The sequence below is a fragment of the Bacillus gobiensis genome (assembly GCF_001278705.1).
Taxonomy (GTDB): Bacteria; Bacillota; Bacilli; order Bacillales; family Bacillaceae; genus Bacillus; species Bacillus gobiensis.
The window spans coordinates 4169745-4181439 of the sequence record NZ_CP012600.1; the positions used below are offsets into that span (position 1 = coordinate 4169745).

At 40.5% G+C, this 11695-nt stretch carries 11 protein-coding genes; 7 read left to right on the top strand and 4 right to left on the bottom strand.

Features of this window, described 5'->3' with window-relative positions:
- The first annotated feature begins 561 nt into the window (after positions 1–561).
- Positions 562–909, top strand: coding sequence for a hypothetical protein (locus tag AM592_RS20900; protein ID WP_053605560.1), 348 nt, complete (start codon positions 562–564; stop codon positions 907–909).
- Between the two features lie 18 nt (positions 910–927).
- On the opposite strand, the gene AM592_RS20905 is transcribed toward AM592_RS20900, so the two are convergent.
- The 4 genes from AM592_RS20905 to AM592_RS20925 all read right to left on the bottom strand — a co-directional run bounded on the left by AM592_RS20905 (position 928) and on the right by AM592_RS20925 (position 4844).
- Entirely contained in the window at positions 928–1296 is a 369-nt protein-coding gene (locus tag AM592_RS20905; RefSeq protein ID WP_053605561.1) for an ArsR/SmtB family transcription factor, read from the bottom strand.
- Positions 1296–1727, bottom strand: a complete 432-nt coding sequence (locus tag AM592_RS20910) for an SRPBCC family protein (protein ID WP_082364268.1) — start codon at positions 1725–1727, stop codon at positions 1296–1298. Before AM592_RS20910 ends, AM592_RS20905 begins: the two co-directional genes overlap by 1 nt.
- A 298-nt stretch (positions 1728–2025) precedes the next feature.
- A complete protein-coding gene (gene ggt / locus AM592_RS20920; RefSeq protein WP_053605563.1) occupies positions 2026–3606 on the bottom strand; it encodes a gamma-glutamyltransferase in 1581 nt (526 codons plus the stop codon).
- Positions 3603–4844 carry an MFS transporter gene (locus tag AM592_RS20925; protein WP_053605564.1) on the bottom strand — a complete coding sequence of 414 codons (1242 nt, stop codon included), beginning with the start codon at positions 4842–4844 and terminating at the stop codon, positions 3603–3605. Before AM592_RS20925 ends, ggt begins: the two co-directional genes overlap by 4 nt.
- Before the next feature lie 332 nt (positions 4845–5176).
- Here AM592_RS20925 and AM592_RS20930 point away from each other — a divergent pair, with 332 nt between their 5' ends.
- The 6 genes from AM592_RS20930 to proB all read left to right on the top strand — a co-directional run bounded on the left by AM592_RS20930 (position 5177) and on the right by proB (position 11688).
- Positions 5177–6082 carry an SDR family NAD(P)-dependent oxidoreductase gene (locus AM592_RS20930; RefSeq protein WP_053605565.1) on the top strand — a complete coding sequence of 302 codons (906 nt, stop codon included), beginning with the start codon at positions 5177–5179 and terminating at the stop codon, positions 6080–6082.
- Between the two features lie 105 nt (positions 6083–6187).
- Positions 6188–7198 (top strand): LacI family DNA-binding transcriptional regulator, encoded by a 1011-nt coding sequence (locus AM592_RS20935; protein ID WP_053605566.1) that lies wholly within the window; start codon positions 6188–6190, stop codon positions 7196–7198.
- A 108-nt stretch (positions 7199–7306) separates the two neighbouring features.
- Positions 7307–8086, top strand: a complete 780-nt coding sequence (locus AM592_RS20940; protein ID WP_053605567.1) for a glucose 1-dehydrogenase — start codon at positions 7307–7309, stop codon at positions 8084–8086.
- Positions 8087–8451: 365 nt separating this feature from the next.
- The gene (locus AM592_RS20945) at positions 8452–9381 is read left to right on the top strand and encodes a manganese-dependent inorganic pyrophosphatase (protein WP_053605568.1); all 930 of its coding nucleotides are present in this window, start codon (positions 8452–8454) and stop codon (positions 9379–9381) included.
- Between the two features lie 316 nt (positions 9382–9697).
- A complete protein-coding gene (gene proC / locus AM592_RS20950) occupies positions 9698–10549 on the top strand; it encodes a pyrroline-5-carboxylate reductase (protein ID WP_082364272.1) in 852 nt (283 codons plus the stop codon).
- 23 nt (positions 10550–10572) lie between these two features.
- Positions 10573–11688, top strand: coding sequence for a glutamate 5-kinase (proB, locus tag AM592_RS20955; protein WP_053605570.1), 1116 nt, complete (start codon positions 10573–10575; stop codon positions 11686–11688).
- Positions 11689–11695 lie beyond the last annotated feature (7 nt).

The following is an 11695-nucleotide window of genomic DNA, read 5'->3' on the forward strand; positions in this document are numbered from 1 at the left end:
CCTTTTTGGTATGGAAGTTCTATTTTCTTTCTTGATTGTAGTGCCCAGGTTTTACAAAATAAGGATAGAAAAGTGTTGGGATATATTAGAGTAGAGCAACTTGACCTTGAAGGTACGAGACTTAAAGCGAGGGTTCTGAGTCGGGAGAGAGTAGGAGATTTATAATGAATAAGGATAATTTCAAACGAATAGCAAACATCTTTGGAGCTTTTGTGATCCTATCTCTTTTTGTGTATGATTTTTCACCTGAATCGATTAAGGTGTATGTTAAATTTTTTTCTTTTGGGATGTTGACCATATCATATGTTTTTTTTACTTTGAATTCTGGTGAAAAATGGGTGATTCTTCTTTTCGCTGTTTCTTGGTTTATTATTGTCTTTTATGCTTTTTAAATGAAAGAGCTGAAGCGTTTTATATGCTTCAGCTCTTAATTTGTTTCAATTGTTAGAGTCAAACTGTTCGGCAGTTTAGTGTTCGTGTTTTCTAAAAAATAGGTATCATTACCTAAGTGTTCCTATTATAATAAAGTCGGATTTATTTTTATTCAAAGGAGAAACACATATGAGAACTTCTATACCTTGCCCTAGTTGTGAAGAAGCACTTACTATTGAACATTTCGAGGACTTTTCTACCCCATTTACTATGAAATGTCCTCACTGTCGCGCAAAGCTTAAAGAAACGAAGATGACTCCGTTATTGCTTCTAATAGCAGTAATCGCAATTCCTTTGTTAGTTTATCTGGGTATTGCAGTACAGAGTTTCCTGGCTGGTTACTTTCCTATCATAGAAAAAGTACCTACGATATTTGTTTTTCTAGCATTCTGCTATCCTATTTATGCTTTATATGAAGCTTTTAATGCTGTTGTCATATTTAATAAAGGCAATTTACAATTGAAAAAACGCCAGTAATACATAAAAACCCCTTCATCAGGGGTTTTTTTTAGGTGCAGTTTTTAAGTCTGCTGCATCCGTATTTTCTTGGTTTTCAACCACGTGCTTAAGAATGGATAGTTTGTTATCCCAAAATTGTTCATAATACGAAAGCCATTCTTTCAATTCTGTTAGGGGCTCTGGATTCAGCCAGTAGCGTTTTTCTCTGCCGACCTTCCTCCCGCTGACCAGGTTTGCTTCTGAAAGAATGACAAGGTGCTTGGCAATGGCTGTACGGGTCATTGGAAAATGCTCCGTTATTTCTGAAATTGGCAGTTCTTTTTCAGAAAGCAGTTTTAGCACTTCTCTGCGTGTTGGATCAGCAATCGCTTGAAAAACATCATGCTTTTTTGCTGATTCCGCCATTAATTTTCAGTAACCTTTCTAAGGCTTTCAACAATTTTAACCCAGCCGTGATCCATTCTGTCACGAATAATTGAGCTTTTCTCATTTGCTTTCGGAAGAATGTCATCAGGATGCTTCCATCCGCCATGGATAAGCGTAAACTCAGTCTTGCCGTCCAACTCCTTTAAAAGAAATGACACAATCCAGCCGTCGACATCCCACGTAAAAGAGAGTCGATGGGGAGGATCGAATTCTACTACTTTACATGGAGATGGTCCAAAAGGTGTTTGTAAATGGAACTCGTGTCCTTCTTCCGGTTGAAAATCATTTGACATGAACCATGATTCGATACCTTCTGACGTTGAAACGGTGTTCCACACTTTTTGAATCGGCGCGTCAATAAGAATGGTCTGCTTAATGTCCTCCAGCTGAGTTTGATTATTATTTTCCAAAGTGATTCTCCTTTTAATATAAAATATGAAACCATTTGGTTCTGTTTCGGATTATATAACACCATTTGGTTTCGTGTCAAACTTATTAGAGCGAAAAAAATCCAAACAGGTAACAATAAATTATAATGTGGTCACAATTAATCGCAAACCGGGCAGAAAAAAGCAAAGGTGGGTAGAATAAATCGTAGCAAGGTAAGAAAAAGCTTTGTGAAACACCAACAGAATACCAAAAAAGCTCCGATTGGGAGGATTTCATCCCAATCAGAGCGTCGTTTGTCTCAAGTAATAGCAGAAACAACTACCTCCCCACAGCCTCTCCATCACTTCTTGGATCAACGCCGGCGTGCAGAAAGCCTTGTTCATCAATTAAAATGGCATGGGCATGGCCCATGACTCCGTCGAATTCAGCGACTCGATTGACGATATGGCCGGCTTTTTCCAACTCATCAGACACGTTCTGGCTGATCCTGCTTTCGAGTTTTAATTCCTGTGTGGCTTCTCCCCATGTTCTTCCCCACAAAAATCTCGGTTCATTGATGGCTTGCTGAGGATTCATGTGATAGTCAAGCATTCTTGTAATTATGGCTGCTTGAGTTTGCGGCTGTCCTTCACCGCCTTGCGTGCCGTACAAAATATACGGCTTTCCGTTTTTACACGCCATCGCGGGCATCAGCGTATGGAAGGTGCGCTTATTCGGTTCCAAACGATTCACGTGTGAAGGATCGAGAGAAAAGAAAGAGCCTCTGTTTTGCATAATGATCCCAGTATCCCCTGCAACGACGCCTGATCCAAATTCAAAGTAAATGCTTTGGATAAAGGAAACACAATTGCCTTCCTCATCGACTACGGCTGCATAAGCCGTGTCATTTCCAACCGGTTCGCTAAAACTATCTTTCGCTTTGCTGAAATCAATCGACTGTGCCATTTCACTTGCATAGGACGCGCTGAGTAATTTTTCAAGCGGGATCGGATGAAAATCGGGATCCGTTAATACGGCATTCCGGTCTTGGAAGCTTGCTTTTATCACTTCTGTCAGCAAATGATAATATTCGTAAGAACCGTGTGGTATTGATGCGAGATCATAGTTTTCAAGAATATTCAAGATCATCAAGCCAGCGAACCCTTGAGAATTAGGGGGGACTTGAAACATCGTGCAGTCACGGTAGGAAGCGGATATTGGTTCTGTCCAATTTCCGGAGTGCCCAGAAAAATCTTCGAACGTCAATAACCCCCCTTTTTCTTGCAGGCTTGTTACGATCCGTTTCGCAAGCTCGCCCTTATAAAATTCATCTCTGCCTTTTTCTGCAATCTGTTTTAAGGTATTTGCCAGATTTCGCTGTACAAATCGTTCATTTTTATTTGGAAGCCGATTGTCAGGCAGGAAAATAGATGCTGTATCGGAATCTTGGCGTAACACGTCAGCTCTTTGGACAGTATTTTCATATTGGTCGTTAGAAAGCGGAAAGCCCGAAGCCGCGTATTCGATAGCTGGTGCAAGTACTTCAGCTAATGTGAGTCTCCCGTACTTTTTCAATATTGCGTCCCAGCTGTCTATCATTCCGGGTACAGTGATAATACTTTTGATTCCTCGGTAAGGAATTGAGTCGAGTCCGCTGAAGAACTCGCGGTCAGCTTTTGATCCAGCTCGTCCGCTTCCATTATATGCACGTGCTTTTTGCTCCTTCGAGCAGTACGTTAGCCAAAATGAGTCTCCTCCGAGCCCGGTCATATGGGGATAAACAACTGCTAAGCAAGCACTCACAGCGACCGCTGCATCAAAGGCATTTCCTCCCCGCAGCAAAATTGTATTCCCGGCTGAAGAGGCCAGATAATGCGGACTTACAACCATCGTTTTTGAACCGACTAGCGATTGATTCATACTGTTTTTCCTTCCTTAGGTAAATAATCAATTTTCACAGAATCATTGGAATTATTTGCATGTTTATCAGTGAACAGGAACAATACAGAGCCTATGATCAGTAATCCACCTGATAGATAAAAACCAAACTCAAGGCTTCCGGTCAGATCGGCAAAGTATCCAGTAATATATGGGGCAAATACCGAAGAGAGCATGCCGCTGAAATTGAAAAATCCGTAAACTCTTGAATACATTGAAGCGGGTGTAATATCTGCCATATATGAGATTAAAACTGGATCCAGCGCCAGTTTTCCGAGCAATCCGTACATCACCAATCCGACGATCATTAACGAGTAGTTTTGCGTATAAGGAATGACAAATTGAAAAAGTGCTCCAGCTATGCCCAAAAATACGATCAGAGGCTTTTTGCTTTTAATTTTATCTGATAAATAACCAAACAAAATGGCACCTGGAATTGAGGCCCACGGAACTAGGGAAGCGATGATCCCTGTTTGTGACCCTTCTATTTCTCTTACGGTTTGCAAATAATACGGTAGCCAGGTCAGCATACCGAAAAATCCGTATAAGGAACAAAAGATAATAATGTAAACAAAGATATGATTTTTGGTAAATAGGAGCTTCACATTTGGTTTTTCTTGAGGCTGCTCCGCTTCATTGTTTTTTGGGGTATGGTTGTTATCACGTACAAAAATTCCAATCAGTATGGCGATAATGACTGTTGGAATCGCAAATATATAAAACGAGAATTGCCATCCATGATTTAGCGTATAAGTGAAATGGCTTGCCATAATAAATCCGAGCGAGATACCAAAAGCCATTCCGCTATTAATAATGGCAGAGACAAGTCCCCGATATTTTTTCGGGGTCGTATTGGAAGAAATGGCGTATTGAGTTCCGTAATACGTCCCTTCTCCTAGTCCGGTTAACGCGCGCATAAGCAAAAACATTCCAAAAGTTGCAGCGATTCCGCTTAAATAAGTGGCAACTCCAAACAGAAGATAACCGGCAACCAAAATCTTTACGCGGCCGAATCGATCAGCCAAAAAACCAGTGGGAATCTGCATCGCTGCATAAGCAGCAAAAAAGACGGTAGACATCAACCCTAATTGCGCCTTATCCAAATTCCACTCTTCCCCAATGCTTCCCATTACGGGTGAAAGAATGTTTCGATCAGCATACATAAAGACCCAGCCTAAAAAGAACAGAAAAATAATAAGTGCAGGATGTGTTTTTTTCATGAAATATTCTCTCCTTTTATTATCTGAATTTTGAATCATTATAGCAATGAATCATTTGGATTTATCTGATGTTGTTAGAAAACCTATCGTATTTTTTAAAAATTCGTAATTATTTACCATTATTTTCTTTCGTTATGAACAGAAAAAAATAATTTGTATTTCGAAATGAAATCGCTCTGATTTTCCTCACAAGAAATTAGTTTAATGAGAAAGAGGAAAACATAATATTTTCAATACATATAAAAATAATATATAATATATTTAGTTTATAACTTAATGCAATTAAAATTCATCGCTTCAAACTGAATCTAACTACTCTAGGAGGTTTTTTCATGCAATCTGTCGTGGTCACCGGTGTTTCCTCAGGTATCGGATGGGGAACAGCCAAAATCTTGATTGAAAAAGGGTTCCATGTTTTTGGAAGTGTCCGTAAGAGTGAAGACGCTGATCGGCTGAGTGCCGAATGGGGAGAGGCATTTACTCCGCTTTTCTTTGATGTTACTGACGAGGAAGCCGTTCAGCGGGGAGCCGCCGTGGTGCGGGATCGTCTTCAAGGAAGAACCTTGTTTGGGTTGGTCAACAATGCTGGTATCGCTGTTCCTGCTCCGCTGATCCATCAGCCGATTAGCGATTATCGCTGGCAAATAGAAGTAAACCTTATCGGTCCGTTAATCGTAACCCAGGCATTTGCCGAGCTGCTCGGAGCAGACGATCAACTATCGGGCGATCCAGGCCGGATTGTTAATATCAGTTCAATTGGCGGAAAGATAGCAGGTCCATTTCTTGGAGCGTACCATGCATCGAAGTTTGGAATCGAGGGTTTTTCAGAGACCCTTCGCCGAGAATTGATGATCCATGGAATTGATGTCATTGTGATAGGGCCTGGATCCGTTGCGACAGCGATCTGGGATAAGGCAGAACAGGATGATTTCTCTTCTTACCAAAACACCGAATATGCCTCAGCTATGGAGACATTTCGCCAGTACATGATTGAAAATGGAAAGAAAGGATACACTGCTGAACGACTAGGAGAGATCGTATGGAAGGCTTTGACGGCGACCAATCCTCCTGTTCGATACGGGTACAAGGCCGTGCAGCGTCCGATAAGTAATTGGGTCATCCCTCGGCTGCTTCCTAAGCGGATTGTTGATATGTTTCTGGCAAATAATTTAGGATTGAAGCGCAAATCTAAGGAAGAGAATGCTCATTATAAGAAGGCACAGAATAAAGAGGTCTGAACTAGCTTTGTAAAAAAGGCGACTTACTATTAAATAGAGATTTTTCCTGAAATTTGGTATGATATTCGTATTATTCTTACAATTATTATGGATACAGGAGAAATTATGGAAAATAAGAAGAAAATAACGATTACTGATGTGGCTGATAAAGCTGGTGTTTCGAAAAGTACAGTCTCCCAATATCTTAATAAACGATATCAGTATATGAGTTCAGAAACAAAAAATAAAATAGCAAAAGTAATTGAAGAGCTGAATTTTCGCCCAAATGACAACGCACGAAATTTAAAAGTGAAGAAAACGAAAGTTGTGGGGATCGTTTTAGCGAATCTGCTTCACCACCTTTCAACAGAAATTGTTCGTGTTGTAGAAGAACGGCTCCAATCTCATGAAATTAAAGTGTTTATTTGTAATTCAGATGACAGCCCTGAAAAGGAATCCGACTATATAGACTTATTAATTTCAAAACAAGTGGATGGCATTATTATTTTTCCAGTTGGGAATGACCCTAAAGTTTACAATTACGTGATTTCATACGGAATTCCACTCGTTTTTATTGACCGGATCGTGGATGGTGTGACGACAGATTGTATCCTTTTGGACAATAAAGCGGCTTGTCGCCTGGCTGTTTCTCAGCTGCAAAACAAAGGCCATGAAAATATTGCTTTCTTGACACTGCCGACAGACATCCCGGTGTCAACAAGGAGAGAAAGAATTGAAGGGTTTAAGGAGGCAATGTCTTTTTATCAATTGGAGGTACAAGAGAACAATGTGTTTTCTGTTCCGAGAGAAGAAATACAAGGAGTTTTGGAACAACGGTTTCTGCAGGAAAATAAACCGACGGCGATCGTTGCGGGAAATGACCTGGTGTTGCGCGAAGTACTTTCTTTTATTAATAAGGTCAGCTTGTCTATGCCGAACGATTTGGCATTGGTGAGCATCGATGAAGTAACATACTCCAATTTGTATAATCCCTCGATTACGACCGTTAACCAGCCCGTAAAAGAAATGGGAGAAAAAACCGCAGACATTTTGTTGGACAGGATTAACGGAAAGACAGATGACCCGTTTCGTGTTTACCGATTTGCGCCTGAGTTAATCATTAGAGGTTCGTGTTAATTATATCGGAAGCAGAGCTATAATGGCTTTGCTTTTTTTGTGTCTTTGTTTTAAATCAAAAGAATTGGGGAAATTTATTGATAGCATTTCAGAAATGGAGGAAGTTAAATGTATACCGATTTAGCAGGAAAAACAGCAATTGTTACAGGCTCTTCCAAAGGGATTGGAAAGGCGATTGCCGAACGATTTGGCAAAGAAAAAATGAACGTAGTGGTCAACTATCGCAGTGATCCTGAAGGCGGGGAGGAAACTGCAAAAAATATTGAAAAAAGCGGCGGCAAAGCAGTTGCGGTGAAAGCGGATGTTTCTTCCGAAGAAGGCATCTCCGCGCTGATAAATGCAGCAGTCGAAAATTTTGGAACGATAGATGTTATGGTGAATAATTCTGGATTTAACGGGGATGAGGTTCTCCCGCATGAAATGACGCTTGAACAATGGAGAAAAGTAATAGATGTCAATCTGACAGGAACCTTTTTAGGAGCAAAAGAAGCAATCAGTTATATGCTTGAAAATGATATCAAAGGAACGGTTTTGAATATTTCAAGTGTTCACCAGCAAATTCCGCGTCCAGGCAATGTCCATTATTCTTCATCTAAGGGCGGAATGAAGCTGATGACCGAAACGCTGGCATTGGATTATGCGGAAAAATCAATTCGTGTCAATTCACTTGCACCGGGTACAATTGCGACAGAAAGCAATCCCGATCTAGAAGGTGAAGCGAAAGAGGCACAGCTGAAAAAAATCCCAATGAAAACGTTCGGGAAACCGGAAGAAGTAGCAGCTGCCGCAGCATGGCTTGTATCTGAAGAAGCAAGCTATGTAACAGGAGCAACTCTCTTTGTGGATGGCGGAATGACCTTGTATCCTTCTCAACTAGAGTCGAATTAATTATAAAGTCTTTAATAAAGGAGAGCACATATTGTTATGTACGATATGTGCTCTCCTTTTGTATTTTTTTCTTACCCGTTATTTGACTATCAAATTTATTTCGACTAGCTCTTTACTATATAGTTCTAAATCAATTTTTTCTCCGGTAGTTAACATGCTCATTAGCGATAGCTCCTTGTATCACAATGAAACCGCTGCACTTGTCAAAGAAATTTTACCTAAAAAACACGGCAATACTCAAAGGAAATAGACAAATAGTCTGATTTATCGGGTTGATTTGACATATGGTCAAGATTGTAGGTTATCTGGTAGAATAAATCCTAGAAGACGGTTCATTCTATTATAATCAATAAAGGAGTCGTATTATGGGAAAAACACTTATCTTTGGTCATAAAAATCCAGACACAGACACGATCTGTTCTGCAATCGCGTATGCAGATTTAAAAAACAAATTAGGCATGGATGCTGAACCCGTCCGTTTAGGTACGGTCAATGAAGAAACACAATATGCACTTGATCAATTTCAAGCGGAAGTTCCCCGCCTCGTAGAAACAGTGGCGGATGAAGTTGAACAAGTCATCCTGGTTGATCATAACGAACGCCAGCAAAGTGCGGCTGATATTCAGAATGTCCGCGTCATTGAAGTCATCGACCATCACCGTATTTCAAATTTCGAAACAAGTGATCCGTTGTATTACCGCGCTGAGCCTGTTGGATGTACGGCAACCATTTTAAACAAGCTGTACAAGGAAAACGGAATTTCAGTGCCAAAAAATATTGCGGGTTTAATGCTGTCTGCAATTATTTCTGATTCACTCTTATTCAAGTCGCCAACGTGTACTGAAGAAGATGTTGCCGCGGCAAAAGAATTAGCTGAAATTGCAGAAGTCGATGCTGATAGCTATGGTTTAGAAATGCTTAAAGCAGGTGCCGATCTCAGTGGCAAATCGATCCAAGAGCTGATTACTCTTGATGCAAAAGAATTTCAAATGGGAAGCTACAAAGTGGAAGTTGCTCAAGTAAATACAGTAGACACGAATGAAGTGCTTGCCCGTCAGGAAGAACTGGAAGCTGCATTTGCGAAAGCGATAGCCGACAAAGATTTAAATTTATTCTTATTTGTCATTACAGATATTTTAAATAATGATTCTGTTGTCCTCGTCTCAGGTGACGCTTCAAATGCAGTAGAGGAAGCCTTTGACGTAAAGCTTGAAAATGGTACAGCCCTTTTAAAAGGAGTCGTTTCCCGCAAAAAACAAATCGTACCGCCGCTAACAGCAACGTTAAAAAATTAATAAAAATAGGCCATTCTGCTCAGCAGGGTGGCCTTGTTTTTTCATGTGGGCCAATTATGCGGCTGTGCAATGATCAGTGTAATTTGAGCAATTAATTGGTATAACAGTAAATTAATATGTTGTCTATTCAGTTAAATGGGTATTAGTCATTAAGTGATGCCTAATTGAGTCACCAGTACAAAGAATGGCGCCGAAACAAGCTCCGTGCGTCTTCTGCTATGGCGATCCCGTGGTAATAAATACTTAAAACTTGACATAAAATCTAACCATGTTACGATTAATATCGTTGTTATTAACATACGAACAAAACAGGGAGATGTTAATTATTATTAACAATAAGAACATTGCATTTATCGGAGCAGGTTCTATGGCAGAAGGAATGATCTCAGGCATTGTCCAATCAGATCAAATCCCTGCAACACAAATTTATGTAACAAACCGCAGTAACAAAAACCGCTTAGAAGAGCTTCATCAAACGTACGGTATTCAAGGTAAAGGAAATGAAGAGCTGGATTTTGACCAAATCGATACATTTATTTTAGCTATGAAACCTAAAGACGCTGAGGCTGCATTATCCGCCTTGAAAAATAAAGTGAAACCCCATCAATTGGTCTTGTCAGTACTAGCTGGCATTACGACTTCCTATCTTGAAGATTTATTACACGATCAACAGCCTGTGATACGGGTTATGCCCAATACCTCAAGCACAATCGGGGCTTCTGCGACAGCGATGTCGTCCGGACGTCATGTTTCTAAAGAGCAAGAACTCATGGCAAAAGAAATCCTGGGATGCATGGGCGAAGTTTACGCAATTGAAGAAAACAAAATGGACGTTTTCACAGGGATTGCAGGCAGCGGACCCGCTTATTTCTACTATTTAATGGAGCATATAGAAAAAGCAGGAGAAGCAGCTGGCCTTGATAAAAAAATGTCGTGTGCGATTGGCGCGCAAACCTTGCTTGGAGCAGCAAAAATGTTATTGGAAACTGGTGAAACCCCAACTGTTCTAAGAGAAAAGGTTACTTCTCCGAACGGTACGACTGCAGCAGGATTGCATGCATTAGAGCAATTCGGAGGCGGCGAAGCAATCGAGCAGGCGATTAAAGAGGCCGCAAAGCGTTCAGAAGAAATTAGCAAAGAAATGAACCAATTAAATCTTATACGATAAGAAAAAACAAATGGAGTGATAAAATGACCCCCGAAACAAATAAAAAACGGGTTGTCGTCAAAATAGGAAGCAGTTCATTAACCAGCTTACACGGAGAAATCAGCAGAAGAAAACTTGAAAAATTGGTCGAACAAGTGGTACGGCTTAAGGATAGCGGACACGAAGTCATTCTAGTCTCATCCGGAGCTGTAGCGGCAGGATATCGAAAACTTGGATTCATTAAAAGGCCTGAGTCGCTGCCTGAAAAGCAAGCTGCAGCATCTATAGGCCAAGGTCTTTTAATGGAGGCTTACTCAGAGATCTTTTTATCTCATGGCTATGTGGCGTCCCAAATTTTGATAACAAAAAATGATTTTTCTGATGAAAATCGCTATAACAACGTCAGGAACACGTTGAATGTATTGCTGGATCGCGGAATTGTACCAATTATTAATGAAAATGATACAGTTACCGTTAACCGCTTAAAATTTGGCGATAACGATACCCTTTCTGCAAAAGTTGCAGGATTAATAAACTCAGATCTTCTTGTGATTCTATCTGATATTGATGGTCTTTATGACGCAAATCCAATGAAGTATCCTGATGCTAAGCGAATTAAAAAAGTGACGGAAATTACCCCGGAAATAGAAGCTGCGGCCGGAGACGCTGGAAGCTCAGTCGGCACCGGCGGAATGAGATCGAAGCTGGATGCTTTTAACATCACTATGGCATCTGGAATCAACGGGTTTTTAGGTCAAGCGGACAGTCCGAACATTTTGCAAGAAGTAGTGAATGGGAGTGCGAGTGGAACCTATTTTGAACCGAATTCAAGCGCGTATTGCCTTTCTCAAAAAATGCAGTGGATTGCTTTTAATTCCGGACCTGAAGGTGATTTAGTTATTGGGAATAAGAAGAAAGAAGATATAATAAACAACGGAAGCAGCCTTCATCCTTCAGAGGTTTTAGAAGTGAGAGGCGAATTTCACAAAGGCTCAGTCGTCCGAATCATCGACTCAGAAGAAACGGAAATCGGCCTCGGCATCGTGAACTATGCATCTGACGAATTTCAGCAGATAACAGAAGAAGATGGAGCATGTGAAGAGGCGATTGATAATGAGACATTTGTATGTCAGTTGGACGTAAAGATCCCCGTTTGTTAACAAACAT

Coding starts and splice junctions, on each gene's coding strand:
- AM592_RS20930 (WP_053605565.1), top strand. CDS start 5,177: ATGCAATCTGTCGTGGTCACCGGTGTTTCCTCAGGTATCGGATGGGGA.
- proB (WP_053605570.1), top strand. CDS start 10,573: ATGACCCCCGAAACAAATAAAAAACGGGTTGTCGTCAAAATAGGAAGC.
- AM592_RS20945 (WP_053605568.1), top strand. CDS start 8,452: ATGGGAAAAACACTTATCTTTGGTCATAAAAATCCAGACACAGACACG.
- proC (WP_082364272.1), top strand. CDS start 9,698: ATGTTAATTATTATTAACAATAAGAACATTGCATTTATCGGAGCAGGT.
- AM592_RS20935 (WP_053605566.1), top strand. CDS start 6,188: ATGGAAAATAAGAAGAAAATAACGATTACTGATGTGGCTGATAAAGCT.
- ggt (WP_053605563.1), bottom strand. CDS start 3,606: ATGAATCAATCGCTAGTCGGTTCAAAAACGATGGTTGTAAGTCCGCAT.
- AM592_RS20900 (WP_053605560.1), top strand. CDS start 562: ATGAGAACTTCTATACCTTGCCCTAGTTGTGAAGAAGCACTTACTATT.
- AM592_RS20905 (WP_053605561.1), bottom strand. CDS start 1,296: ATGGCGGAATCAGCAAAAAAGCATGATGTTTTTCAAGCGATTGCTGAT.
- AM592_RS20940 (WP_053605567.1), top strand. CDS start 7,307: ATGTATACCGATTTAGCAGGAAAAACAGCAATTGTTACAGGCTCTTCC.
- AM592_RS20925 (WP_053605564.1), bottom strand. CDS start 4,844: ATGAAAAAAACACATCCTGCACTTATTATTTTTCTGTTCTTTTTAGGC.